This is a genomic window from Pseudomonas sp. GW823-FHT01D03 (assembly GCF_058798255.1).
Genome location: NZ_JBXAKK010000001.1, coordinates 4,840,700 through 4,866,309 on the forward strand (window position 1 = coordinate 4,840,700; position 25,610 = coordinate 4,866,309).

Genomic DNA, 25,610 nt, shown 5'->3' on the forward strand with positions numbered 1-25,610 from the left:
CTGAAACGATCCCACAGGCATGTTCTGCAGGCCTGTGGGATTTTTCATATCTGGCCCACCCATCGCGGGTGCCGGATAATGCCTAACCTTAAGTGACACCCGCCCGTTGCTGCCGGCAGAACCATGACCGAACTTGCGCTTACGCTGATCAGTGCCGCCCTGCTCAACAACTTCGTGTTGCACTGGCCGCTGGGCGTCGATCCGTTGCTGGCCGGCAGTCGGCGCCAGGTGCATGCGCTGGGGCTGGCGACGGCGTGCCTGATGCTGAGCGTCGGCTTCATCGGTTATGTGCTCTGGCACTGGCTGCTGGTGCCGCTGCAACTGCAGGCCCTGCACCTGTTCGTGTTCCTGCCGCTCAGCGTGCTGCTGATCACGCCGCTGCTGAAGCTGCTGACTCGCGCGCTGCCTGACTGGCCCTTCGATGGGCTATGGCCGTTGTTGCTGGGCAATGCCGGCGTGCTGGGGCTGGCCTTGATCAATGCACAAAATGATCGCGGCCTGCTGCAGGCAACGGCGTTGAGCCTGGGTGCCGGGCTGGGCTTCTGGCTGGTGCTGAGCCTGTTCAGCGACTTGCGGGAACGCACGGCGGACAACGACATTCCCCTGCCCTTTCGCGGCTTGCCGATCGACCTGATCGGCGCCGGATTGATCGCAGTGATTTTTCTCGGATTCAGTGGACTGATCAAAACATGAGTCTGATTCAACTCATCGATGCCCTCCTGCCGCAGACCCAATGCGGCAAATGCGGCCACCCCGGGTGCAAGCCCTATGCGCAAGGCATCGTCGATGGCGAACCGATCAACAAGTGCCCGCCCGGCGGTGACGAAACCGTCGCCGCCCTGGCAGAACTGTTGAAAGTGCCGGTGCTGGAACTGGACGTCAGCCGTGGTTCGGCACCGCCGCAAGTGGCCTACATCCGTGAAGCCGAGTGCATCGGCTGCACCAAGTGCATACAGGCCTGCCCGATCGACGCCATCGTCGGCGCGGCAAAACTGATGCACACCGTGCTGATCGACGAATGCACCGGTTGCGACCTGTGCGTGGCGCCGTGCCCGGTGGACTGCATCGAAATGCACCCGCTGCCGCTCGGCACCTTGCCGGTGGTCGGTGGCCTGGCTTCCAGCCTTGAAGAACAACGCGCGCGCGCAGCTAAACGCGATCATGCGCGCCAGCGGTTTGAACGCCGCAACGCCCGCCTGCAGCGCGAAGAACAGCAGAAACAGGCTGAGCGCGAAGCCCGGGCGCAGCGCGCAGCGCAACCGGCGGTGGCCACTCTTGATCCGGTGCAGGCTGCTCTGGAACGGGTGCGCGCGCAGAAAGCCGCGACCGCCGACGCGGCATTGAAGAAAGCCAAGATCGATGTCGCCATGAGCCGCGCGCAATTGCACAAATCGCTGAAAGCCTTCGGCCATCCGCCGACCTTCGAACAGCAATCGCAACTGATCGTGTTGCAACAGCAGTTTGAAGCCGCCGAACAGGCGTTGGCGAAACTCGAAAGCAGCGCCGCCGCCACTCCAGCCGCTGCGGCCCCGGTTCTGACGAAAGATGCCGACCTGAAGCGGGCGAAAATCCAGCTGGCCATGCGTCGCGCCGAACTGAAAAAGGCCCAGACCGCCGAAGCACCAACGGAGCAGATTGCCACGCTGGAACAGGCACTGCGTGACGCCGAGCAAGCGCTTCACGCCGCTGAGGCGGCAAGCGAGCAGCCTGCGCCTGAGCTGGTGCGGGTGGAAAAGCGCCCGATCGACAATCAGCTCCGCCAGTTGAAAACCGAACTGGCCTACGCCCGCGCCGACCTGAACAAACTCGAACGCCGCGCCGACACGCCGAACGACATCCTCGACAAGGCCCGCGCTCGCCTGCAGGCCGCCGAGCGTCAGGTACAAGACCATGTCGCTTCGTGAGACACCGGACGATCGCCTGCAACAGGCGATGAAGCTGGTGCTGCTGGCCACGCTGCCGGGGCTGTTGGCGTTGTTCTGGTTTTACGGCTGGGGGGTGTTGATCAACCTGATCCTGGCGGCGAGCACCGCGCTGTTGATCGAAGCCTTCATCGTCCGCCTGCGCCGACAGCCACTGCAACCGACGCTCAGCGACGGCAGCGCACTGGTCACTGCGACACTGCTGGCCGCCGCCCTGCCACCTTATTGCCCGTGGTGGCTGACCGTGACGGCGGTGGCTTCGGGTCTGTTGTTCGGCAAGCATTTGTACGGTGGCATCGGCAAGAATCCGTTCAACCCGGCGATGCTCGGTTTCGCCTTGGCGATGCTGCTGTTCCCGCAGCCGATGACCCACTGGCCAGCGCATGGCATGAATCTGCAGGCCGCTTTTGCACAAGTCTTGAATCTGGGCCCGGCCCCGGACGCCTGGGCTCAGGCCACCGCGCTGGACAGCCTGCGCATCAACAAAAGCCTGACCATGGATGAGCTGTTCGCGGCCAACCCGGCGTTCGGCCGTTTCGGTGGACGCGGTGTGGAATGGATCAATCTGGCGTTTCTCGCCGGTGGACTGTTTTTATTGCAGCGCCGGGTGATTGCCTGGCACGCGCCGGTCGCCATGCTGGGCAGTCTGTTTGTCGTCAGCCTGCTGTGCTGGAACGGCTCAGGTTCGGATTCCCATGGTTCGCCGCTGTTTCATCTGCTGAGCGGCGCGACCATGCTCGGTGCCTTTTTCATCATTACCGAACCGGTGTCCGGCGCCAAAAGTTCGCTGGCCCGGCTGCTGTTCGGCGTGGGTGTCGGCTTGCTGACCTATCTGATCCGCACCAGGGGTGGCTATCCGGACGGCGTTGCGTTTGCGGTGTTGCTGATGAACCTCTGCGTGCCGGCCATGGAACGCTTTGCGGCCGCCCGCCAGACGCAGGTGAACTCATGAACCGCGCGGCCTCTGTCATCACGCTGGTGCTGATGGCCGGCACCGGTCTCGGCCTGACCTATCTGGTGCAGCGCGTCAGTGCACCGCAGATTGCCAACGAACAACGCCTGCTCGACAGCCGCACGCTGCTGGATGTGCTCGCGCCCGATGCCTATGACAATCAGCCGCTGGAACAGCCGCTGGCGTTGATTGATACGACGTTGAGCCACAGCACCCTGCTGGCAGGTTACCGCGCTACCAGACTGGGGCAGCCGGTGGCGGTGTTGATGCGCACGCGGACCGAGGGCTATGCCGGCGTTATCGAACTGCTTATCGCCATTGATGCCAACGGCAGGCTGCTGGGGGTGAAAACCTTGCGGCACAATGAAACACCGGCGCTCGGCGGACTTATCGGCGACTGGCCGAATCACTGGCTGGCGACTTTTACCGGTAAATCACGCAACGCACCTGACGATGCGGGCTGGGCACTGAAAAAAGATCAGGGACAGTTCGATCAACTGGCGGGCGCGACCATCACGTCCCGGGCAACCGTCAATGCCATTCATGACGCCCTGCGCTACTTTGACGAACACCGGGCAACCTTGCTGGGGAGCGGATCATGAGCCGGCCAACGAATCTGACAAAAACGTTGATGTTGATGCTGCTGCTTGGCACCAGCGCAACCCTGTCGGGCGCGCTGGGGATGCTGTTGATGTCGAGCGCTGTGGTGGTGGTTTACGGCACATGCATCGGCCCGCTGCGCTCGAAGTTGTCGGGCATTAGCCTGATGCTGGCCAGTGTGTTGCTGGCCGCCACCCTGACCAGTTGCGCCAATATCCTCGCGCAACGCTGGGCGCTGCAGTGGCACCAGGCACTCGGAGTCTATGGCGGGCTGATCGCCTTGCAATGCGTGGTGCTGGAATACAATGGATTCTTTCGTCAGGCGCTTGCCCAGCGCCTGAGTTTTTTTGGCCTGGCGAGCGGGCTGCTACTCGCGCTGGCGGCACTGCGTGAACTGTTCGGTCAGGGCCACCTCGGCCGTGGCCTGTCTGAACACTGGCAAGGCCTGGTTCTGTTCAGCGACGGACTGCACTTGCTCACTCTGATTCCCGGCGCCTTTATCCTGCTCGGGCTACTGCTCGCTGCCCGCCAGGCATGGACTCGCTCGAACGCTCTCTCCAAGGAAGCACATCACCCATGAATGCCGCAAAACGTCTGGAAATCTTCCGCAGACTTCATGAAGACAATCCCGAGCCGAAGACCGAGCTGGCCTATTCCTCGCCGTTCGAATTGTTGATCGCGGTCATTCTCTCGGCGCAATCAACCGATGTTGGCGTCAACAAGGCCACGGCCAAACTGTTCCCGGTGGCCAATACCCCGGCTGCGATCCACGCGCTGGGCGTCGAAGGGCTGTCCGAATACATCAAGACCATCGGCCTCTATAACAGCAAAGCGAAAAACGTGATCGAGACCTGCCGCATGCTGGTTGAGCTGCACAATGGCCAAGTCCCGCAGACCCGTGAAGAACTGGAAGCGCTGCCAGGCGTGGGTCGCAAGACGGCCAACGTGGTCCTCAACACCGCTTTTCGCCAGTTAACCATGGCGGTCGACACGCACATTTTTCGCGTGAGCAACCGCACCGGCATTGCCCCGGGCAAAAATGTGGTTGAAGTGGAAAAGAAGCTGATGAAGTTTGTGCCAAAAGACTACCTGCTGGACTCCCACCACTGGCTGATTTTGCACGGTCGCTATGTGTGCCTGGCGCGCAAGCCGCGCTGTGGCAGCTGCCGGATCGAAGATTTGTGCGAGTACAAACACAAAACCTCGGACGATTGATTGGCTATTGGAATAATTGATTCTTCGATTGAAAAAATCTTTTTTACCCGCAGCAGGAATATCGATATAAGGAGCGCCAAAGGCAGTCTTAGCCTGGAGTTCACCTTATGACTGACAGCAAAGAACAACTGGACGTAGATGAAGATTTTACCGCGGTGGAAACCGACGACGCCGAACCGGTGGTCGAGGTCGCCAAGACCAATCTGAGCAAACGTCGCACCATCGATAACATGCTTGAGGAGCGCCGACTGCAAAAGCAATTGGCCGATTACGATTTTGATCTCTGACACTTGAAAGCCTCCCGAACCGGAGGCTTTTTACTTTCTGCACAATCCGACACTGAGCGGCCCATGCTCCGTCGGCATTAATGATCATCAGACCAGTCCGTTGCGTTGTGCCAATTCAATCAGGTCCACCAGCGAGCGGGCATTGAGTTTCAATAACAGACGGGTCTTATAAGTGCTGACCGTCTTGTTGCTGAGAAACATGCCATCGGCAATTTCCTTGTTGGTCTTGCCACGCGCCAATTGCTGCAACACCATCATTTCGCGCCCGGAGAGGCGATCCACCATATCGGCCTCACTGGCATTACCAAGACTGGTACGCACGGTGTGCAGGGCCTGGTTTGGAAAATAGCTGTAGCCGGACAGTACAGCTTTGATCGCACTCAGCAACTCAGTCAGATCCTGTTGTTTACATACATACCCCGCAGCACCCGACTGCATGCAGCGCATTGAAAAATGCCCCGGTGCCTGGGAGGTCAATACCAGAACTTTCAACGGCATGGGTGTCGAGTTCAGACGCGCAATAACTTCAAGACCATCGAGTTTCGGTATTCCGATATCCAGAATAACGATATCCGGCATCTGTTCACGTGCAAGTTGCAAAGCATCCACACCATTATCCGTTTCTGCAATGACTTCGTAGCCATGACGCTCCATCAGCATACGCACAGCAAGACGAATGACGGGATGATCATCCACGATCAGCACTTTATTCATGGGCAAGTCCAGTTTCGCTGTTCGAATTTTTAGAGCACGCACAATAGCCCAGTCACTTCTGACATGGCACAAGAGAGTTTCATTGCAATCCCAGCAAAGGACATTCCCTACAGCAAATAAAGATTATTCCTACAAAAAAATCCATACAGGCGATTTTTAAATGGGATGACGTATCTTTCCGCCTTCACATCGATGCGAAAAACATGACGCCCTGGAAGCCACGCGTACTCCTCCGTTGAAGCAGAAGGCTCTGTGAGCGTCTGAAAAAACGCGATAATTCATTGACTGCGCGTCGCTACGCACCGTCAGCCCCCGGCGGATTATAAATTGTAAAAAACAACATGAAACCCATCAAAAACACTTTGAAAAATCAACGTCTGAAACAAGATACTTCTACCCAAGCGATTTTTTTTAATATAAAAATAGCCCAACTACCAAGTTGTAGCCCTCCATACAAAACAATTCAACACAAGCACTGGAAATATATTTAATGAGCACTCCCCATGATAAAAATCAAAAGAAAAATAACCAACCCCATGACTGTAATTGCGATATTTGCATTTATTTCCGAATCATCAGCTGCCATTTCCCTGCCCTTCCTTGATAACACCGAAAGGGAGGTCTATATCTGGTTCCTGATCAGCTTTCCGTTCTACTTGTTGCTGCTATTCTTTTTAACGCTGAACTTCAACTACCGTTCGCTTTATGCGCCTTCGGATTTCGATAAGGACGACAGCTTCCTAAAAAATTTCGAGGAGTTGAAACAGCGCGAGCTCCACTCCTGCTCGCCTCCAGCAAAAGCATTTGTGGCAGCAGGCGAAACATCAGCTGCAAACGGATTGGAATGGACTTTGTCTGTCCATAGCATCGACCTCAGGCAACTCCCCCCTGGCGGCGCTGGCGAATCCTGCGCGGAGCGACCGTGGATTGAGCACAACATTCAGCTGCCTAAATCCATCGGCACATTGTGTGCCTTAGATGTACGGCGGTTGAGCAGCGCTCAGGCGTTCAATGCGCTGGTCGAACACTTTCCGCATCTTGGCAAGCAACCGCCCAGGGCCGTGGTATTTCTGACCGACACTGCGTGCGAAGTTTTGCTCAAGCAAATTATCCCCGGCCTTATCAAACAGTCGAAAAAAAGCGGTGGCGCCAAACTTCTCGTTGCTTACAACGTGAGCACGCAAAGCACCACGGTTTTGAAAGGAGCATGAACGCAGAGTAGATGCCAGAAGTGGACATTCAAGAAAATGCCGGAGTTAACGGTAACGATCAAAGCTATGGATTAACGCCAGACAAACACAGAAATGAAAATGGCGGCATTGTCATTGAGACAAGCCGCCATTTTTACAGCCCTGTAAGGCTTAGAACAGCTTGCGGCCTTTGTTGGCAGCAATGCGCATGCGCAGCGCGTTGAGCTTGATGAAGCCCGCCGCGTCGGCCTGGTTGTAGGCGCCGCCGTCTTCTTCGAAGGTCGCGATATTGGCGTCGAACAGCGAATCGTCGGACTTGCGGCCGGTAACGATCACGTTGCCTTTGTACAGTTTCAGGCGAACCACACCGTTCACGTTGACCTGCGAAGCGTCGATCATCTGTTGCAGCATCAGACGCTCCGGGCTCCACCAGTAGCCGGTGTAGATCAGGCTGGCGTACTTCGGCATCAGCTCGTCTTTGAGGTGAGCGACTTCGCGGTCCAGGGTGATCGATTCGATGGCGCGGTGCGCGCGCAGCATGATGGTACCGCCCGGGGTTTCGTAGCAGCCACGGGACTTCATGCCCACGTAACGGTTTTCAACGATGTCCAGACGACCGATACCGTGAGCGCCACCGATCTTGTTCAGCGTTGCCAGTACGGTGGCCGGAGTCATTTCGACGCCGTCCAGCGCAACGATATCGCCGTTACGGTAGGTCAGTTCCAGATATTGCGGGGTGTCGGGAGCCTTCTCCGGGGAGACGGTCCAGCGCCACATGTCTTCTTCGTGCTCGGTCCAGGTGTCTTCCAGCACGCCGCCTTCATAGGAGATGTGCAGCAGGTTGGCGTCCATCGAGTACGGGGACTTCTTCTTGCCATGACGCTCGATCGGGATCGCGTGCTTCTCGGCGTAGTCCATCAGCTTCTCGCGGGACAGCAGGTCCCACTCACGCCATGGCGCAATCACTTTCACGCCAGGCTTGAGTGCGTAGGCACCCAGTTCGAAACGCACCTGGTCGTTGCCCTTGCCGGTGGCGCCATGGGAAATGGCGTCGGCGCCGGTTTCGTTGGCGATTTCGATCAGGCGTTTGGCGATCAGCGGACGTGCGATGGAAGTACCCAGCAGGTACTCGCCTTCGTAAACGGTGTTGGCGCGGAACATCGGGAACACGAAATCGCGCACGAATTCTTCGCGCAGGTCATCGATGTAGATTTCTTTGACGCCCATGGCCTGAGCCTTGGCGCGAGCCGGCTCGACCTCTTCGCCCTGACCCAGGTCAGCGGTGAAGGTCACCACTTCACAGTTATAAGTATCCTGCAGCCACTTGAGGATCACCGAAGTGTCCAGGCCGCCGGAATACGCCAGAACGACCTTGTTTACGTCCGCCATGCCATCACTCCACGGGGTTCTACGGAAAGCCGAGGAGTCTACCGCTCAAATGCGATAATTTACAGAGGCGCGACAGCTTAAGACGACAAAGCGACAGAATCTGTCGAGAGCGCGACGATGACCGATGGGTCAGGAAGTCGCCGCAGCATTGGCTGGTGTGCTGGCTTGCGGCGCTGGCGCGGTAGTCGGCGCCACTCGCGCAAGCTTCACGCTGACCCGACGATTCTTCGCCCGGTTGGCCGCATTGTTGTTTGGCACCAGCGGGTATTGCTCGCCATGGAAACGCACGGTGATTTGCGATTCGGCGATACCGTTGGCCTTGAAAAAATCGACCACTGCCAGCGCGCGACGGCGCGACAGTTCACGGTTGGTCAGACGGTTGCCGCTGTTGTCGGAGTAGCCATCGAGCTCGATGTGATTGACCGTCGGATCGGCCTTCATGAACTCGAGCATTACCTGCAACTTGGCTTTGGCGGCGGCATCCAGATCGGTGCCTTCACCGGGGAAGCCGACCTGAGACTGTTTTACCTGATCGAAATTCTGCGGCAGCAATTTCGCCACACACGTCTGGTAATCATTGAACGCTTTGCTGAACTTTACCGGCAGCAGACGCACTTCCGAAACCCGGCCATCGCCAGACGCACGGCGCACCACCGGACTGCGACCATCGAGCAGACCGCTGATCAATCCGCCGGCCTGGGATTGTGAGCTGTTGAACAGCACGTTGCCGGTACCGATCCTGACGCTGCCCAGGTTGATGTCGTTGCGCCCCGGCTGCCATGGCGCCGCCGCCGCAAGCAACGTCGCCGAACCTCCGCCGAGCATGGCGTTGTAGGCATTGAGGCGGAATATCGCCTGCTCGCCGGCCTTGCGCACAAACTGGCCCGAACCGAAATCGGTGATCGGCTGGGTCAGGCGGCACTCGAACTTGTCGCCCTCGACCGTCCACTCAATGTTCTCCAGACGCGTCTGGTAAGTCAGCGCCATCGCGGGGAGGCTGGCAAACACACTGAGCAAGGCTAAATATCGCTGGCGCACGGGAGGCTCCATTGGCTTCTGTCACACAAAGACCGATTCACACTATGTTTACGGCATACCTACGGGATATCGGAAGGTTCCTGCAAAACTTGATAGCGGGTGCCTGCAAGAGTCTTTTCCGGTAGCATTCCCCTCAGTTTGACCCGCCTGGAATCCCCTCATGTCCGACCGCCTGACCCTGCTGCGTCCCGACGACTGGCACATTCATCTTCGCGATGGTGCCGTGTTGACCAATACCGTTGCCGATGTTGCGCGCACCTTTGGCCGCGCCATCATCATGCCCAACCTGGTACCACCGGTGCGCAACGCCGCTGAAGCCGACGGCTATCGCCAGCGGATTCTCGCTGCCCGCCCGGCCGGCAGTCGCTTCGAACCGCTGATGGTGCTGTACCTCACCGACCGCACCCAGCCCGAAGAAATTCGTGAGGCCAAGGCCAGTGGTTTCGTGCACGCCGCCAAACTGTACCCGGCCGGCGCCACCACCAACTCCGACTCCGGCGTGACCAGCATCGACAAGATCTTCCCGGCGCTGGAAGCCATGGCTGAAGTCGGCATGCCGCTGCTGATCCACGGCGAAGTCACCCGTGGCGATGTCGATGTCTTCGACCGCGAAAAGATTTTCATCGATGAGCACATGCGCCGTGTGGTCGAGCGATTCCCGACGCTCAAAGTAGTGTTCGAACACATCACCACCGGCGACGCCGTGCAGTTCGTCAACGAGGCTTCGGCCAACGTCGGCGCCACCATCACCGCGCATCATCTGCTGTACAACCGCAACCACATGCTGGTGGGCGGGATTCGGCCGCACTTCTATTGCCTGCCGATCCTCAAGCGCAATACCCATCAGGAAGCCCTGCTCGACGCCGCCACCAGCGGCAGCGCCAAGTTCTTCCTCGGTACCGACTCGGCGCCGCACGCCCAGCACGCCAAGGAAGCCGCCTGCGGCTGCGCCGGCTGCTACACCGCGTACGCCGCCATCGAGCTGTATGCCGAAGCGTTCGAACAGCGCAATGCGCTGGACAAGCTCGAAGCATTCGCCAGCCTCAACGGCCCGCGCTTCTACGGCCTGCCGGTCAACACCGATCACATCACCCTGGTTCGCGAAGAATGGACCGCCCCGACCAGCCTGCCATTCGGCGAGCTGAACGTTATCCCGCTGCGCGCCGGTGAAAAACTGCGCTGGCGCCTGCTGGAGGAACACGCGTGAGTGAAGACCATTTCGACGATGAACTGGACGGTCAAGGTGGCGGCGGCGGTTCCCGTCATCCAATGGCAGCGCGTTTTCGCGGCTACCTGCCGGTTGTTGTCGACGTAGAGACCGGTGGCTTCAACTCGGCCACCGACGCTCTGCTGGAGATTGCCGCGACCACCATCGCCATGGATGAAAAGGGGTTTGTCTACCCGGATCACACCTACTTCTTCCGTGTCGAGCCGTTCGAAGGCGCCAACATCGAAGCAGCCGCGCTGGAGTTCACCGGGATCAAGCTCGATCACCCGCTGCGCATGGCCGTCAGCGAAGAAACCGCGCTGACCGACATCTTCCGTGGCATCCGCAAGGCGCTGAAGGCCAATGGCTGCAAACGGGCGATCCTGGTCGGCCACAACAGCAGTTTCGACCTTGGCTTCCTGAATGCTGCGGTTGCGCGTCTGGACATGAAGCGCAACCCGTTCCACCCGTTCTCCAGCTTCGACACCGCGACACTGGCCGGTCTGGCTTACGGTCAAACCGTCCTGGCCAAGGCCTGTCAGGCAGCGGACATCGACTTCGACGGCCGTGAAGCGCATTCGGCGCGTTACGACACCGAGAAGACCGCTGAGCTGTTCTGTGGCATCGTCAACCGCTGGAAACAGATGGGCGGCTGGGAAGATTTCGACGACTGATCCTCGTCGGACAAATCCCGCGCATAAAAAAACCGGCCACATGGGCCGGTTTTTTGTACCGCGACGTTGCGCCTTACAGGGCAGCAGCGTTCTCGGTCAGGTAAGCCGCAACGCCTTCTGGCGAAGCGTTCATGCCTTTGTCGCCTTTTTTCCAGTTCGCAGGGCAGACTTCGCCGTGCTCTTCGTGGAATTGCAGCGCGTCGACCAGACGGATCAGCTCTTCCATGTTACGGCCCAGCGGCAGGTCGTTGATGATCTGCGAGCGGACAACGCCCTTGTCGTCGATCAGGAACGCGCCACGGAAAGCCACGCCGCCTTCGGACTCAACGTCGTAGGCCTTGGCGATTTCGTGCTTCATGTCGGCAGCCATGGTGTATTTCACCTGGCCGATGCCGCCATTGTTCACTGGGGTGTTGCGCCAGGCGTTGTGAGTGAAGTGCGAGTCGATCGACACGGCGACCACTTCCACGTTGCGCGCCTTGAAGTCGGCCATGCGGTTGTCCAGAGCGATCAGCTCGGACGGGCAGACGAAGGTGAAGTCCAGTGGGTAGAAGAACACCAGGCCGTATTTGCCTTTGATGGCCGAGGACAGGGTGAAGCTGTCAACGATCTCGCCATTGCCGAGTACGGCCGGGACGGTGAAGTCTGGGGCTTGTTTGCCTACGAGTACGCTCATGGATATCTCCTGGTGAATAACTTGAAGTTCAGGGTCCGGGCCAGCCTGCCACCCTGAGGCGACAGCCCTGTGACACGAACCCTCTTCGCAAGGGCCGACCATCATACACTGCGTTTTTCGCCTGTCCTTAACGGTTTTTTGCCCAAGGCGGATAACGGAACAGCATTTTCGGGGCCAGGCAATTCGCCATTAATCACCGTTCGTCAGTGACCAGCCTTTCGATCGAAAACCATTCAGAAAGCACTTTGACAATCATTCTCGTTAACATTAAGATCCATCGCAATTGAGTCACAACCAGCGACGGTTCTCACTTATGTATGTTTGTCTCTGCACTGGCGTCACCGACGGACAAATCCGCGAAGCGATCTATGAAGGTTGCTGCAGCTACAAAGAAGTCCGCCAGGCCACCGGCGTCGCCAGCCAATGCGGCAAATGTGCGTGCCTTGCCAAGGAAGTGGTTCGCGAAACCCTGACCAAGCTGCAAACCGCTCAGGCTGCGATCCCCTACCCCGTAGAATTTACCGCGGCATAATCACCCCTATTTCAAAGAACCGGACATATGTCCGGTTTTTTTATGCCTGCAAATCAAGCGCTTAGGCGCTAGACGCGGAACACAAACATTCTTATTCAGATTTAATTTCATTTATTATTCAATAACTTAGGTTTGACACTTATAAATACCAAGCTCAAACTCCGCCTTATATACAGCTAATACAGGGCAGGACTCCCATCATGAAAGGCGACATTACAGTCATCCAGCATCTCAACAAAATCCTTGCCAATGAACTGGTCGCGATCAATCAGTACTTCCTGCATGCACGCATGTATGAAGATTGGGGCCTGAACAAGCTGGGCAAGCACGAGTACCACGAATCCATCGACGAGATGAAGCACGCGGACAAGCTGATCAAGCGCATCCTGTTCCTCGAAGGCCTGCCGAACGTCCAGGACCTGGGCAAGCTGCACATCGGTGAGCACACCCGGGAAATGCTGGAATGCGATCTGCGTATCGAGAAGACCGGCCACGCCGATCTGAAAGCCGCCATCGCCCATTGCGAATCGGTTGGCGACTTCGGCAGCCGTGAACTGCTCGAAGACATTCTTGAGTCCGAAGAAGAGCATATCGACTGGCTGGAAACCCAACTGGGCCTGATCGATAAAGTCGGCCTCGAAAACTATCTGCAATCGCAGATGGGCGAAGAGTAAGTTAGCGCACGCTGAATCCGAGACACTAAAAAGCCCCGCCCTCTTTCGAGGTGCGGGGCTTTTTATTGGCAAATCCCGGATCAGATGCAGATCCCTGTGGGAGCGAGCTTGCTCGCTCCCACAAAAGCCGGATCAGGCTTCGGACTTGTTCGCAGCAGCCGCTTCGACAGCCGCCTTGATGGTGCTTTGCAACGAACCGTCTGCAGCCATCTCGGTCATGATGTCGCTACCGCCGACCAGCTCACCGCCAACCCACAGTTGCGGGAAAGTCGGCCAGTTGGCGTACTTCGGCAGATTGGCGCGGATTTCCGGGTTCTGCAGGATATCCACGTACGCAAACTTTTCGCCACACGCCATCACGGCCTGCGCAGCTTTCGCGGAGAAGCCACACTGCGGGGCATTCGGCGAGCCTTTCATGTAAAGCAGAATGGTGTTGTTGGCAATCTGCTCTTTAATCGTTTCGATGATATCCATGGAGCACCTCGGCTGAACTTTCCGACTCATGGGTCGGCACGGTGACGCATTGTAACGGAATCCCGAGCGCCATGCTCGGTCTCCCCGACGGTCATGTTCAGGCCGCAGCCACGGTCACCGGCACGCCATTGAGCGCGGCGTTCCCCGACAGTTCATCAAGCTGGCATTCATCCGTCAGGTCGTTGGCACTCGAACCTGGCTGCCCACTGGCGATTGCCATTTGCACACCTGGCCGCGCATGCCCCCAACCGTGCGGCAGGCTGACCACGCCTTTCATCATGTCCAGACTGCCGATCACCTCGACCTCGATCTGCCCTACCCGCGAGCTGACGCGAACTAACTGACCATCGTTAAGCCCACGGCTGGCGAGATCATCCGGGTGCATCAGCAATTGATGCCGTGGCTTGCCCTTCACCAGCCGATGGTAGTTATGCATCCAGGAGTTGTTGCTGCGCACATGCCGACGGCCAATCATCAACAGCTCATCAGCGGCTGGCGCCTGCAAGGCCGCGAAACGTGCGAGGTCTGCGAGGATCTCCGGTGGTGCGGCCTGCACCCGTTGATTCGGCGTCTTGAGGCGTGCAGCCAGATTAGGCTTCAACGCCCCAAGATCAATCCCGTGCGGATGATCGAACAACGTCGCCAATGACAGCTTTTGCTCGGACGCATCTCCGTACAGCCCCATGCGCAGGCCCATGTCGATCATCTTCGCCGGCGGCATCGTCGGTTTCAGCTCCTTGCCAGTCTTCTCGGCAAACGCCTTGGCCAGACCGACAAAGATCTCCCAGTCGTGTAATGCGCCGTCGGGCTTGGCGAGAATCGCGCGGTTGAAGCGGGTGACATTGCGCACCGCGAACAGATTGAAGGTGGTGTCGTAATGATCGTTCTCCAGCGCCGAGGTCGACGGCAGGATCAGGTCGGCGTAACGCGTGGTCTCGTTGATGTACAGGTCGATGCTGAGCATGAACTCCAGGCCATCCAGCGCCTGCTCCAGTTGCCGGCCGTTTGGCGTCGACAACACCGGATTGCCGGCCACAGTGATCAGCGCGCGAATCTGCCCTTCGCCTTCGGTGAGCATTTCTTCGGCCAGCGCCGACACCGGCAACTCGCCGCCGTACTCGGGTCGCCCGGAGACCCGGCTTTGCCATTTGTTGAAATGCCCGCCCGAGGTCGATGCCACCAGATCCACCGCTGGCTCTGTGCACAAGGCACCGCCGACGCGATCGAGATTGCCAGTCACCAGATTGATCAACTGCACGACCCAATGGCATAGCGTGCCGAAGGCCTGAGTGGAAACGCCCATCCGGCCGTAGCAAACAGCGCTTGGTGCAGCGGCGAAGTCCCGGGCCAGTTGGCGGATCTGTTCAGCGGGAACGGCGCACAGCGGGCTCATGGCTTCGGCAGTGAACGTGGCGACGGCTGCGCGCACTTCATCAAGGCCATCAACCGGCAAGTGACAGTCACGGGTCAGGCCTTCATTGAACAAGGTGTTGAGCACCCCGAATAGCAACGCCGCGTCGCCACCCGGCCGCACGAACAAGTGCTGATCGGCGATGGCTGCCGTTTCGCTGCGCCGCGGGTCGACCACCACCACTTTGCCACCGCGCGCCTGAATCGCCTTCAGGCGTTTCTCGACATCCGGTACGGTCATGATGCTGCCGTTCGATGCCAGCGGGTTGCCGCCGAGGATCAGCATGAAATCGGTGTGATCGATGTCCGGAATCGGCAACAGCAAGCCGTGGCCGTACATCAGGTAACTGCTCAGGTGATGCGGCAACTGATCGACCGAGGTCGCCGAGAAGCGGTTGCGCGTCTTCAGCAGGCCGAGGAAATAGTTGCTGTGGGTCATCAGCCCATAGTTGTGCACGCTGGGGTTGCCCTGATAGACCGCCACCGCGTTCTGCCCGTGACGTTCCTGAATCGCCGCCAGACGTTCGGCCACCAGCGCAAAGGCCTCGTCCCACTCGATCGGCAGCCATTCGCTGCCGACCCGGCGCATTGGCTGGCGCAGGCGGTCGGGATCATTCTGGATGTCTTGCAGGGCCACGGCCTTGGGGCAGATGTGCCCACGACTGAAGGTGTCGAGCGCATCGCCCTTGATCGAGGTGATCGCGACGTTGCCATCGGTTTCGGTGGTCTCGATAGTCAGACCGCAGATGGCTTCGCACAGGTGGCAGGCACGGTGATGGAGAGTCTTGGTCATGGCCAGTCTCTGTCTTGTTCTGGGCAGGCAATCACGCCCGCGGGAACAAAACTATGGCCCCGACGCAGATCCTGCGCCAGCGACGTTCGTCTTGTGAATCGACGGTTATCAGGCGAGCCGATAAACCGCCATGATCAGTTCGACGGCAGCTGCGGCGGCGCAGCCAGCTGAATTTCCTGAATGGTTTCGATCTGCTCGTGGGCGACATGCACGCCGGTGAGTTCGCCGATCAACCGCCAGTGCTCGTCGAGCCCGGCACTGATGGTCGCCATGCGATCGATCATGTGGCGGCCGGCGGTCTTGACCACTTCGTCCTCGCTACGCAGCAGTTCGAAGGACATTGAAGTGACCGACGCGGTGAGATGCGTGAGTGAGCGAGCCGTGTGGCCCAGCAGTTCCATTAACAGTTTTTCTTTCGATTCCATGCGGAGGCTTCCTGCGTCGCTCGAAACTTATTTATAACCCAGCACTTTGCTTTAGCAAATGTTTCAGTCTGAGCATCCGACCAAGTGATGGCGTGGCGCCACAGTCGTAAACCGACCTGGTCGACCTGATCCCCGCCACGGCGCATTGCCAAGCCCGGCGAGGCCGGTGTACAAAGAGGCTCGCGGCTGTCCTGAACCCGGCTTCAAATGCGCGGCTGCAACATCCAGTGCGCTCTCCGAATCCCGCAAAAACCGTAGCCTATTGGCGTAACGCGACATTTAGTGTCAATATCGCGCCTTCCCCTATTTCGTCGCCCCGTGCGGCTTACGCCGCAGGTCTCGCCCGTTGTTCCGTTAAACAAGGCTTTGAGCATCTGCGGTCTGTAGCAAAAAGGTAGTCAATGATGAGCGCAAGGCACTTTCTCTCCCTGATGGATTGCACGCCCGAAGAGCTGGTCAGCGTGATCCGTCGAGGCGTTGAGCTCAAGGACCTGCGTAACCGCGGCGTACTGTTCGAGCCGCTGAAAAACCGCGTCCTGGGGATGATCTTCGAGAAATCCTCGACCCGTACCCGGATCTCCTTCGAGGCCGGCATGATCCAGCTCGGCGGCCAGGCGATCTTCCTGTCGCCGCGTGACACCCAACTGGGCCGTGGCGAGCCGATCGGCGACTGCGCCATCGTCATGTCGAGCATGCTCGACGCGGTGATGATCCGTACCTTTGCCCACAGCACCCTGACCGAATTCGCCGCCAACTCGCGCGTGCCAGTGATCAACGGCCTGTCCGATGACCTGCACCCGTGCCAGTTGCTGGCCGACATGCAGACCTTCCTCGAGCACCGTGGCTCGATCCAGGGCAAGACCGTGGCCTGGATCGGCGACGGCAACAACATGTGCAACAGCTATATAGAAGCGGCGATCCAGTTCGACTTCCAGTTGCGCGTTGCCTGCCCGCAAGGCTACGAGCCCAATCCTGAATTCGTCGCCCGCGCCGGGGATCGCGTGACCATTGTCCGCGATCCGCAAGACGCCGTGCGCGGTGCGCATCTGGTGAGCACCGATGTCTGGACTTCGATGGGTCAGGAAGAGGAAACTGCCAAGCGCCTGAAACTGTTCGCACCGTTCCAGGTGAACCGCGCCCTGCTCGATCTGGCGGCTGAAGATGTGCTGTTCATGCACTGCCTGCCAGCGCACCGCGGTGAAGAAATCAGCCTCGACCTGCTTGATGACCCGCGTTCCGTCGCCTGGGATCAGGCAGAAAACCGTCTCCACGCACAGAAGGCCCTGCTCGAGTTCCTCGTCGAACCGGCATATCACCACGCATGAGCCATGAACTACTGCTGAACCTGCGCAACCTCGCTTGCGGCTATCAAGATCAACGCGTGGTGCAGAACCTCAATCTGCACCTCAACGCCGGTGACATCGGCTGCCTGCTCGGCTCGTCCGGTTGCGGCAAGACCACCACCCTGCGCGCGATTGCCGGTTTCGAACCGGTGCACGAAGGGGAAATCCAGCTCGGCGGCGAGACCATCTCCAGCGCCGGTTTCACCCTGGCGCCGGAGAAACGCCGGATCGGCATGGTGTTCCAGGATTACGCGCTGTTCCCGCACCTGAGCGTCGCGGACAATATTGCCTTCGGCATCCGCAAGCACCCGAACAAGGAGCGCGTTACCGAAGAGCTGCTGGAACTGGTCAATCTGAAGAACCTCGGCAAGCGCTTCCCGCACGAGCTGTCCGGCGGCCAGCAACAGCGAGTTGCTCTCGCCCGCGCCCTGGCGCCGGAACCGCAATTGCTGCTGCTCGACGAGCCGTTCTCCAACCTCGATGGCGAACTGCGCCGCAAGCTCAGCCACGAAGTGCGTGACATCCTCAAGGCCCGTGGCACCAGTGCGATTCTGGTGACCCACGACCAGGAAGAAGCCTTCGCCGTGAGCGATCACGTCGGTGTGTTCAAGGAAGGTCGGCTGGAACAGTGGGATACGCCCTACAACCTCTATCACGAACCGGCGACACCGTTTGTGGCGAGTTTCATCGGTCAGGGCTATTTCATTCGCGGCCAGCTCGGCAGCCCGGAATCGGTGCAGACCGAACTCGGCGAACTGCGCGGCAACCGGGCCTACACCTGGCCGGTGGGCGGCGCGGTGGATGTGTTGCTGCGTCCGGATGACATCGTTTATGCGCCGGACAGTGGGTTGAAAGCGCGGATCGTCGGCAAGACTTTCCTCGGTGCCTCGACCCTGTATCGCCTGCAACTGCCGACCGGTGCACAGCTGGAATCGATCTTCCCCAGCCATGCCGACCATCAGGTGGGTGCGGAGGTGGGGATTCGAGTAGCGGCTGAACATCTGGTGTTGTTCCAGGCATCGGGCAGCACCGCCGCACAAGTCCCGGCAGTGGAAAACGGCGTGCGCCGCTACAGCACCGCCCTCTGATCCGCGCTGGATCAAAACTGTGGGAGCGGGCTTGCTCGCGAATGCGCTGTGTCAGTCAACGATGAAGGTGACTGATACCCTGCATTCGCGAGCAAGCCCGCTTCCACATTTGGTTTTGGGTTCAGCCCAAGATCAGTGTGCCACTGGCAACCAGCGTCGCATTCCCGCCGATCTTCACCCGCTCCCCCTCCAGCCGACAGAACAGCTCCCCGCCCCGCGCCGAGCGCTGGCACGCGGTCAAACTGGATTTGCCCAGACGTTTCGACCAGTACGGAATCAGGCTGCAATGCGTCGAGCCGGTCACCGGGTCTTCATTGATGCCGATCGCCGGGGCGAAATAGCGCGAGACGAAATCATGCTGGTTGCCGCGCGCGGTCACGATGGCGCCGAGCCACGGCAGTTTCGCCAGCGCGACCATGTCCGGCTTGCAGTCGAGCACTGCCTGCTCCGACTCCAGCACCACAAACAACTCGTTGGAGCCGAGCACATCCACCGCCTCGACGCCCAGCGCGCGCTCGACATCCAGCGTCACGCCAATTTCTGACGGCACAATCGACGGGAAGTCCAGCCACAGGCGATCGCCCTCGCGACTGACGCTCAGCGGCCCCGACTTGCAGGTGAAGTCCAGCCGCTCGGCGTTTTCCTTGTAGACCTCGAACAACACATAGGCGCTGGCCAGTGTGGCATGCCCGCACAACGGCACCTCGGTGGTCGGAGTGAACCAGCGGATGTGCCACGCTGCGCCTTCGCGCACCACAAACGCGGTTTCCGCCAGGTTGTGTTCGGCGGCGATCTTCTGCATCAAATCGTCCGCGAGCCAGGCATCGAGCCGATACACCATCGCCGGGTTGCCACTGAACGGCCGATCACTGAACGCATCAACCTGATGAAATTCGAGCTGCATAACCTTCTCCCTGAATGAGTCGGCAGAGCATGCAGCCGCGCTGCGCTCAGCGCCAGTGACAGAAGCGGGCAATTTTCTTCATACAGAACGCAAGGTCATGCACGACCGATGTCGGCGAATTTGGCCTGGGTGTGTTCAGCCAGAACCGCCGGCGCCAACTCGACTTCCAGGCCGCGTCGGCCAGCACTGACATAAATAGTCGCAAAGCCTTGGGCCGAGTTATCGATGAAGGTACGCAGACGCTTCTTCTGCCCCAGCGGACTGATGCCGCCCAACAGGTAACCGGTGGAACGCTGCGCCGCCGCCGGGTCAGCCATTTCGACTTTCTTCACGCCCGCCGCGTGGGCCAAGCCTTTGAGGTCAAGACTTCCGACGACCGGCACCACCGCCACCAGCAATTCACCTTTTTCGCTGGCAGCGAGCAGCGTCTTGAACACCTGCGCCGGCTCCAGCGCCAGCTTCTCGGCGGCCTCCAGCCCATAGGATGCGGCTTTCGGGTCATGTTCGTAACTGTGCACGCGATGTTCGGCACGAACTTTTTTCAACAAGTCCAACGCAGGGGTCATGGCAGCTCCAGGCTCGGCATCAACAGAAAAATCATGCGCCGGATTCTAGGCCATCACCTCGCAAAAGGCTCTAGCGCAAGCCCCGTTTTCCGGGCTTTGCGGGCATATCGCCGAACTAGCGCCGCGTTCACTCGCAGGATCATTCAGCAGGCTGATAGTTTAATTGTGACCGGCGGTTCACTTTCGACCTTTGACAGGTTTGTTTCTTGTCTATATTTTTTCGAATCTGAATAATGTAAGAATTATCATCACCGCAGCACCCAGCAGTAACCGGGAACAGGATGGGGATCCTGCCCCGGGGAAAATCGCGCCTTGCCCTGACGGCAAACGCGCCAGACAACAACAAAAATCGAGGTTTTCAATGACAACTGCTTTACAGCAACCTTCGCTTTCCGGCCAATGTCTGGCCGAGTTTCTGGGGACTGCACTGCTGATCTTCTTCGGCACCGGTTGTGTCGCCGCGCTCAAAGTCGCGGGCGCCAGCTTCGGTCTGTGGGAAATCAGCATCATCTGGGGCGTCGGCGTGAGCATGGCGATCTACTTGACCGCCGGGGTTTCCGGCGCGCACCTGAACCCCGCCGTGAGCATTGCCCTGAGCATTTTCGCCGACTTCGAAAAGCGCAAACTGCCGTTCTATATCCTGTCGCAGATCGCCGGCGCGTTTTGCGGTGCGCTGTTGGTGTACACGCTGTACAGCAATCTATTCTTCGATTACGAACAAACTCACCACATGGTGCGTGGCACCGCCGCCAGCCTTGAGCTGGCCTCGGTATTCTCGACTTTCCCCAATCCGGTACTGTCCACCGCTCAGGCATTCCTGGTCGAGATGATCATCACCGCGATCCTGATGGGCGTGATCATGGCCCTGACCGATGACAACAACGGTCTACCGAAAGGCCCGATGGCACCGCTGCTGATCGGCCTGCTGATCGCGGTGATCGGCAGCTCGATGGGCCCGCTGACCGGTTTCGCGATGAACCCGGCGCGTGACTTCGGTCCGAAACTGATGACTTTCTTCGCCGGCTGGGGTGAAATTTCCTTCACTGGCGGTCGCGATATTCCGTACTTCCTGATTCCGATTTTTGCACCGATTGTCGGTGCCTGCCTCGGCGCTGCCGGGTATCGCGGGCTCATCGCCCGTCACCTGACCGGCGCCACACCTGCTACAAAGGATGCAGAACCGGCCATTGACGGCAAACCAAGAACTTCTTGAAACAGTCGGCGCGGGTTCCTGCCCTTTAGAGCCCGCGCCACGGCCCACTCTCCCTTATTTCGTCCAAGGCAATCGACATGACCGACATTCAGAATAAGAACTACATCATTGCCCTCGATCAGGGTACGACCAGCTCCCGCGCGATCATTTTCGACCGCGACGCGAACGTGGTCTGCACCGCCCAGCGCGAATTCGCCCAGCATTACCCGCAAGCCGGCTGGGTCGAACACGATCCAATGGAAATCTTCGCCACCCAGAGCGCAGTGATGGTCGAAGCACTGGCCCAGGCCGGTCTGCATCACGATCAGGTGGCCGCCATCGGTATCACCAACCAGCGTGAAACCACCGTGGTCTGGGACAAGACCACCGGTCGTCCGGTGTACAACGCCATCGTCTGGCAGTGCCGCCGCAGCACCGAGATCTGCCAGCAGCTCAAGCGCGATGGCCACGAAGAGTACATTCGCGACAACACCGGCCTGGTCACCGACCCGTATTTCTCCGGCACCAAGCTGAAGTGGATCCTCGACAACGTCGAAGGCAGCCGTGAGCGTGCGCGCAACGGCGAACTGCTGTTCGGCACCGTCGATAGCTGGCTGATCTGGAAATTCACCGGCGGCAAGGTGCACGTCACCGACTACACCAACGCCTCGCGCACCATGCTCTTCAACATTCACTCTCTGGAGTGGGATTCGAAGATGCTGGAAATTCTCGACATCCCGCGCGAGATGCTCCCGGAGGTCAAAGCCTCTTCGGAAATCTATGGTCGCACCAAGAGCGGCATCGCCATCGGCGGTATCGCCGGTGACCAGCAAGCGGCACTGTTCGGCCAGATGTGCGTCGAGCCGGGCCAGGCAAAAAACACCTACGGCACCGGCTGCTTCCTGCTGATGAACACCGGCGACAAAGCGGTGAAATCGCAGCACGGCATGCTCACCACCATCGCGTGCGGCCCACGTGGCGAAGTGGCGTACGCTCTGGAAGGCGCGGTGTTCAACGGCGGTTCGACCGTGCAGTGGCTGCGCGATGAACTGAAGATCGTCAACGACGCTCACGACACCGAATACTTCGCCAATAAAGTGAAGGACAGCAACGGCGTGTATCTCGTACCGGCCTTCACCGGTCTCGGTGCTCCGTACTGGGACCCGTATGCCCGTGGCGCACTGTTCGGCCTGACGCGTGGCGTACGCGTGGATCACATCATCCGCGCTGCGCTGGAATCGATCGCCTACCAGACCCGCGACGTGCTCGACGCCATGCAACAGGACTCCGGCGAACGCCTCAAGGCCCTGCGCGTGGACGGCGGCGCAGTGGCCAACAACTTCCTCATGCAGTTCCAGGCCGACATCCTCGGCACTCAGGTCGAGCGTCCGCAAATGCGTGAGACCACTGCTCTCGGCGCAGCGTATCTGGCCGGTCTGGCGTGCGGTTTCTGGGGCAGCCTCGACGAACTGCGCGGCAAGGCCGTGATCGAGCGTGAGTTCGAACCGAGCCTGGAAGAAGTCGAGAAAGAGAAACTGTACAAAGGCTGGAAAAAAGCCGTCAGCCGCACCCGTGACTGGGCGCGTGAAGACGCTGAATAAGCCAACCTTCAGAGACTGATAGGCAACTAACTGGTCGGGAGCGGATTCCTGCGGCATCATGGGCAAATTTTGCACGGCAGCCCAAAGGAAGCCCCATGAATCTGCCTCCCCGTCAGCAGCAAATCCTCGAGCTGGTCCGCGAACGCGGCTATGTGAGCATCGAGGAAATGGCCACGCTGTTCGTTGTTACCCCGCAAACCATCCGCCGCGACATCAATCAGCTCGCGGAAGCCAATCTGTTGCGCCGCTACCATGGCGGCGCGGCCTATGATTCAAGCGTCGAAAACACCGCCTATGCGATGCGCGCCGACCAGATGCGCGACGAAAAACAACGCATCGGCGAAGCCATCGCCGCGCAGATCCCCGATCATGCCTCGCTGTTCATCAACATCGGCACCACCACCGAATCGATTGCCCGCGCCCTGCTCAATCACAACCATCTGAAGATCATCACCAACAACCTGCACGTCGCCTCGATGCTCAGCGCCAAGGATGATTTCGATGTGCTGCTGACTGGCGGCAACGTGCGCCGTGACGGCGGTGTGGTAGGTCAGGCGAGCGTGGACTTCATCAATCAATTCAAGGTCGATTTCGCACTGGTGGGTATCAGCGGCATCGACGAAGACGGTAGCCTGCTCGACTTCGATTATCAGGAAGTGCGCGTGTCGCAGGCGATCATCGCCAATGCGCGGCAGGTGATTCTGGCGGCGGACTCCAGCAAGTTCGGGCGCAACGCGATGATCCGCCTCGGTCCGATCAGCCTGATCGACTGCCTGGTGACCGATCAGCAGCCGGTGCCGGCACTGGCGCAGTTGCTGAGCCAGCACAAGATTCGTCTGGAAGTCGTTTAAACCCCACTTGGTGCAGCTCCCCTGTGGCGAGGGAGCTTGCTCCCGCTGGGCTGCGAAGCGGCCCCAAAACCATCCAACCCAATTCATCCAGCCACGCCTTGCGCACCGGATTTACGACGGCTGCGCCGCCGAGCGGGAGCAAGCTCCCTCGCCACAAAAGTGCCTCAGCAATTCTAAATGTTCGAAAATTTTCTTTTAGCCGCCCTTCGATGAGTTTTTTCAATCGAACGTGACTGGCTGCGCGCGTCTTTATGGGCTACCATTTTCGCAAATGAACATTTATGTTCGATTTCCAAGACAGAAAATCAAAAGAGCCCGAGGCCAGCCGATGTCCACATCTACCTTGCGTACGCCCCCTATCTCCGAGATCTACGACGTTGCCGTGATTGGCGGCGGGATCAATGGCGTGGGGATCGCAGCGGATGCCGCCGGTCGCGGGCTTTCGGTGTTCCTTTGCGAAAAGGATGACCTGGCCAGCCACACCTCGTCGGCCAGCAGCAAGCTGATCCACGGTGGCCTGCGCTACCTCGAACATTACGAATTCCGTCTGGTGCGTGAAGCGCTGGCCGAGCGCGAAGTGCTGCTGGCCAAGGCGCCGCACATCGTCAAGCCGATGCGTTTCGTGCTGCCGCACCGTCCGCACCTGCGCCCGGCGTGGATGATCCGCGCCGGTCTGTTCCTCTATGACAACCTCGGCAAGCGTGAAAAGCTGCCAGGTTCGAAAAGCCTGAAGTTCGGTGCCGACAGCGCATTGAAAAGCGAAATCACCAAAGGCTTCGAGTACTCCGATTGCTGGGTCGATGACGCCCGCCTCGTCGTTCTGAATGCCATGGCCGCCCGGGAAAAAGGTGCCCATGTGCACACCCAGACCCGTTGCGTCAGCGCCCGCCGCGCCAAGGGCCTGTGGCACCTGAACCTGGAACGCGCTGACGGCAGCCTGTTTTCGATCACCGCCAAAGCTCTGGTGAACGCGGCCGGCCCGTGGGTCGCCAAGTTCATCCGTGACGACCTGAAGATGGAATCGCCGTACGGCATTCGCCTGATTCAGGGCAGCCATATCATCGTGCCGAAGCTGTATGAAGGCGATCACGCGCACATCCTGCAAAACGAAGATCAGCGCATCGTCTTCACCATTCCGTACCTGAATCACTTCACCCTGATCGGCACCACTGACCGCGAATACACCGGTGACCCGGCGAAAGTGGCAATCACCGACGGCGAAACCGATTACCTGCTGAAAGTGGTCAACGCCCATTTCAAGCAGCAGATCAGCCGCGACGACATCCAGCACAGCTACTCGGGCGTGCGTCCGCTGTGCAATGACGAATCCGACAACCCGTCCGCCGTGACACGCGATTACACCCTGGCGCTGTCCGGTGGCGGCGAAGAAGCACCGCTGCTGTCAGTGTTCGGCGGCAAGCTGACCACCTACCGCAAACTCGCCGAGTCGGCGATGGCCCAACTGATGCCGTACTTCACCCAGATGCGCCCGAGCTGGACCGCCACCGCGACCCTGCCCGGCGGCGAAGACATGACTACCCCGCAGGCCTTGAGCGCGCAGATCCGCGACAAGTTCGACTTCGTCCCGACCGAGATCGCCCGCCGCTGGGCCACCACCTACGGCAGCCGCACCTGGCGCATGCTCGAAGGCGTAGAGTCGCTGAATGACATGGGCGAACACCTCGGCGGCGGGCTCTACACCCGCGAGGTCGATTACCTGTGCAGCGAAGAATGGGCCACCACTGCGCACGACATTCTGTGGCGCCGCAGCAAACTGGGCCTGTTCACCACCCCGGCCGAGCAAGAGAAACTGGCGGCTTACCTGGGCAAGGTCGAGCAAGCCCGCAAGACTGAAGCGGCCTGACGTTTACAGCGCTTGAAACGAAGCCCCTG

At 59.3% G+C, this 25,610-nt stretch carries 27 protein-coding genes; 18 read left to right on the forward strand and 9 right to left on the reverse strand.

Annotation, left to right across the window (positions count from 1 at the left end; translation table 11 throughout):
* The first annotated feature begins 123 nt into the window (after positions 1 to 123).
* From AC1RBR_RS21325 to AC1RBR_RS21355, 7 genes are all read left to right on the forward strand, one after another.
* Complete coding sequence (locus AC1RBR_RS21325; protein WP_492566491.1) at positions 124 to 693, forward strand: Rnf-Nqr domain containing protein; 570 nt, start codon at positions 124 to 126, stop codon at positions 691 to 693.
* Positions 690 to 1,904 (forward strand): electron transport complex subunit RsxB, encoded by a 1,215-nt coding sequence (gene rsxB, locus AC1RBR_RS21330; protein WP_492566493.1) that lies wholly within the window; start codon positions 690 to 692, stop codon positions 1,902 to 1,904. Before AC1RBR_RS21325 ends, rsxB begins: the two co-directional genes overlap by 4 nt.
* Entirely contained in the window at positions 1,891 to 2,874 is a 984-nt protein-coding gene (locus AC1RBR_RS21335; RefSeq protein WP_492566495.1) for an RnfABCDGE type electron transport complex subunit D, read from the forward strand. Before rsxB ends, AC1RBR_RS21335 begins: the two co-directional genes overlap by 14 nt.
* Positions 2,871 to 3,476, forward strand: a complete 606-nt coding sequence (locus AC1RBR_RS21340) for an RnfABCDGE type electron transport complex subunit G (protein WP_492566498.1) — start codon at positions 2,871 to 2,873, stop codon at positions 3,474 to 3,476. The genes AC1RBR_RS21335 and AC1RBR_RS21340 overlap by 4 nt, the downstream gene beginning before the upstream one ends.
* Positions 3,473 to 4,054, forward strand: coding sequence for an Rnf-Nqr domain containing protein (locus AC1RBR_RS21345; RefSeq protein WP_492566500.1), 582 nt, complete (start codon positions 3,473 to 3,475; stop codon positions 4,052 to 4,054). The genes AC1RBR_RS21340 and AC1RBR_RS21345 overlap by 4 nt, the downstream gene beginning before the upstream one ends.
* Positions 4,051 to 4,689, forward strand: a complete 639-nt coding sequence (gene nth / locus AC1RBR_RS21350) for an endonuclease III (protein ID WP_095136956.1) — start codon at positions 4,051 to 4,053, stop codon at positions 4,687 to 4,689. Before AC1RBR_RS21345 ends, nth begins: the two co-directional genes overlap by 4 nt.
* 107 nt (positions 4,690 to 4,796) lie before the next feature.
* Positions 4,797 to 4,976 (forward strand): PA3496 family putative envelope integrity protein, encoded by a 180-nt coding sequence (locus AC1RBR_RS21355; RefSeq protein ID WP_253150078.1) that lies wholly within the window; start codon positions 4,797 to 4,799, stop codon positions 4,974 to 4,976.
* Between the two features lie 87 nt (positions 4,977 to 5,063).
* On the opposite strand, the gene AC1RBR_RS21360 is transcribed toward AC1RBR_RS21355, so the two are convergent.
* Positions 5,064 to 5,690, reverse strand: a complete 627-nt coding sequence (locus tag AC1RBR_RS21360; protein WP_003227711.1) for a response regulator transcription factor — start codon at positions 5,688 to 5,690, stop codon at positions 5,064 to 5,066.
* A gap of 503 nt (positions 5,691 to 6,193) precedes the next feature.
* Here AC1RBR_RS21360 and AC1RBR_RS21365 point away from each other — a divergent pair.
* Positions 6,194 to 6,901: a hypothetical protein gene (locus AC1RBR_RS21365; RefSeq protein WP_492566502.1), complete on the forward strand. Its 708-nt coding sequence runs from the start codon at positions 6,194 to 6,196 to the stop codon at positions 6,899 to 6,901.
* 150 nt (positions 6,902 to 7,051) lie between these two features.
* On the opposite strand, the gene AC1RBR_RS21370 is transcribed toward AC1RBR_RS21365, so the two are convergent.
* Together AC1RBR_RS21370 and AC1RBR_RS21375 are read right to left on the reverse strand one after the other, a co-directional pair.
* On the reverse strand, positions 7,052 to 8,269 hold the full coding sequence (locus tag AC1RBR_RS21370; RefSeq protein ID WP_027612065.1) for an argininosuccinate synthase: 1,218 nt from the start codon (positions 8,267 to 8,269) through the stop codon (positions 7,052 to 7,054).
* 129 nt (positions 8,270 to 8,398) lie between these two features.
* Positions 8,399 to 9,307, reverse strand: coding sequence for a flagellar protein MotY (locus AC1RBR_RS21375; RefSeq protein ID WP_492566503.1), 909 nt, complete (start codon positions 9,305 to 9,307; stop codon positions 8,399 to 8,401).
* A 160-nt stretch (positions 9,308 to 9,467) separates the two neighbouring features.
* Here AC1RBR_RS21375 and pyrC point away from each other — a divergent pair, with 160 nt between their 5' ends.
* Positions 9,468 to 10,514 carry a dihydroorotase gene (gene pyrC / locus AC1RBR_RS21380; protein WP_492566505.1) on the forward strand — a complete coding sequence of 349 codons (1,047 nt, stop codon included), beginning with the start codon at positions 9,468 to 9,470 and terminating at the stop codon, positions 10,512 to 10,514.
* A complete protein-coding gene (gene rnt, locus AC1RBR_RS21385) occupies positions 10,511 to 11,188 on the forward strand; it encodes a ribonuclease T (RefSeq protein ID WP_007963973.1) in 678 nt (225 codons plus the stop codon). The genes pyrC and rnt overlap by 4 nt, the downstream gene beginning before the upstream one ends.
* 73 nt (positions 11,189 to 11,261) lie before the next feature.
* Here rnt and AC1RBR_RS21390 read toward each other — a convergent pair whose 3' ends face one another.
* Positions 11,262 to 11,864: a peroxiredoxin gene (locus tag AC1RBR_RS21390; RefSeq protein ID WP_007963972.1), complete on the reverse strand. Its 603-nt coding sequence runs from the start codon at positions 11,862 to 11,864 to the stop codon at positions 11,262 to 11,264.
* A gap of 313 nt (positions 11,865 to 12,177) precedes the next feature.
* Between AC1RBR_RS21390 and AC1RBR_RS21395 the strand changes: the two genes are divergently transcribed.
* The gene (locus AC1RBR_RS21395; RefSeq protein WP_003227725.1) at positions 12,178 to 12,396 is read left to right on the forward strand and encodes a bacterioferritin-associated ferredoxin; all 219 of its coding nucleotides are present in this window, start codon (positions 12,178 to 12,180) and stop codon (positions 12,394 to 12,396) included.
* 200 nt (positions 12,397 to 12,596) lie between these two features.
* On the forward strand, positions 12,597 to 13,070 hold the full coding sequence (gene bfr / locus AC1RBR_RS21400) for a bacterioferritin (protein WP_007963971.1): 474 nt from the start codon (positions 12,597 to 12,599) through the stop codon (positions 13,068 to 13,070).
* 132 nt (positions 13,071 to 13,202) lie between these two features.
* On the opposite strand, the gene grxD is transcribed toward bfr, so the two are convergent.
* From grxD to plzR, 3 genes are all read right to left on the reverse strand, one after another.
* Positions 13,203 to 13,544: a Grx4 family monothiol glutaredoxin gene (gene grxD / locus AC1RBR_RS21405; RefSeq protein WP_016773402.1), complete on the reverse strand. Its 342-nt coding sequence runs from the start codon at positions 13,542 to 13,544 to the stop codon at positions 13,203 to 13,205.
* A 97-nt stretch (positions 13,545 to 13,641) separates the two neighbouring features.
* Positions 13,642 to 15,747 carry a molybdopterin oxidoreductase family protein gene (locus AC1RBR_RS21410; RefSeq protein ID WP_492566507.1) on the reverse strand — a complete coding sequence of 702 codons (2,106 nt, stop codon included), beginning with the start codon at positions 15,745 to 15,747 and terminating at the stop codon, positions 13,642 to 13,644.
* A 134-nt stretch (positions 15,748 to 15,881) separates the two neighbouring features.
* A complete protein-coding gene (gene plzR / locus AC1RBR_RS21415; protein ID WP_027612069.1) occupies positions 15,882 to 16,172 on the reverse strand; it encodes a PlzR type 4 pili assembly inhibitor in 291 nt (96 codons plus the stop codon).
* A gap of 404 nt (positions 16,173 to 16,576) precedes the next feature.
* Here plzR and argF point away from each other — a divergent pair, with 404 nt between their 5' ends.
* The gene (gene argF, locus AC1RBR_RS21420) at positions 16,577 to 17,497 is read left to right on the forward strand and encodes an ornithine carbamoyltransferase (protein WP_095136949.1); all 921 of its coding nucleotides are present in this window, start codon (positions 16,577 to 16,579) and stop codon (positions 17,495 to 17,497) included.
* The gene (locus tag AC1RBR_RS21425) at positions 17,494 to 18,603 is read left to right on the forward strand and encodes an ABC transporter ATP-binding protein (protein ID WP_492566508.1); all 1,110 of its coding nucleotides are present in this window, start codon (positions 17,494 to 17,496) and stop codon (positions 18,601 to 18,603) included. The genes argF and AC1RBR_RS21425 overlap by 4 nt, the downstream gene beginning before the upstream one ends.
* A gap of 121 nt (positions 18,604 to 18,724) precedes the next feature.
* On the opposite strand, the gene AC1RBR_RS21430 is transcribed toward AC1RBR_RS21425, so the two are convergent.
* Complete coding sequence (locus tag AC1RBR_RS21430) at positions 18,725 to 19,507, reverse strand: PhzF family phenazine biosynthesis protein (protein WP_115984345.1); 783 nt, start codon at positions 19,505 to 19,507, stop codon at positions 18,725 to 18,727.
* Between the two features lie 95 nt (positions 19,508 to 19,602).
* Positions 19,603 to 20,073, reverse strand: a complete 471-nt coding sequence (gene ybaK / locus AC1RBR_RS21435; protein WP_003227741.1) for a Cys-tRNA(Pro) deacylase — start codon at positions 20,071 to 20,073, stop codon at positions 19,603 to 19,605.
* A 361-nt stretch (positions 20,074 to 20,434) separates the two neighbouring features.
* On the opposite strand from ybaK, the gene AC1RBR_RS21440 reads away from it, so the two are divergent.
* The 4 genes from AC1RBR_RS21440 to glpD all read left to right on the forward strand — a co-directional run bounded on the left by AC1RBR_RS21440 (position 20,435) and on the right by glpD (position 25,581).
* Positions 20,435 to 21,286, forward strand: a complete 852-nt coding sequence (locus AC1RBR_RS21440) for an MIP/aquaporin family protein (protein ID WP_027612073.1) — start codon at positions 20,435 to 20,437, stop codon at positions 21,284 to 21,286.
* 77 nt (positions 21,287 to 21,363) lie between these two features.
* A complete protein-coding gene (gene glpK, locus AC1RBR_RS21445; protein WP_095136946.1) occupies positions 21,364 to 22,866 on the forward strand; it encodes a glycerol kinase GlpK in 1,503 nt (500 codons plus the stop codon).
* Between the two features lie 95 nt (positions 22,867 to 22,961).
* Positions 22,962 to 23,717: a DeoR/GlpR family transcriptional regulator gene (locus AC1RBR_RS21450; protein ID WP_007916700.1), complete on the forward strand. Its 756-nt coding sequence runs from the start codon at positions 22,962 to 22,964 to the stop codon at positions 23,715 to 23,717.
* 328 nt (positions 23,718 to 24,045) lie between these two features.
* The gene (gene glpD, locus AC1RBR_RS21455; protein ID WP_492566509.1) at positions 24,046 to 25,581 is read left to right on the forward strand and encodes a glycerol-3-phosphate dehydrogenase; all 1,536 of its coding nucleotides are present in this window, start codon (positions 24,046 to 24,048) and stop codon (positions 25,579 to 25,581) included.
* The last annotated feature ends 29 nt before the right edge of the window (positions 25,582 to 25,610 follow it).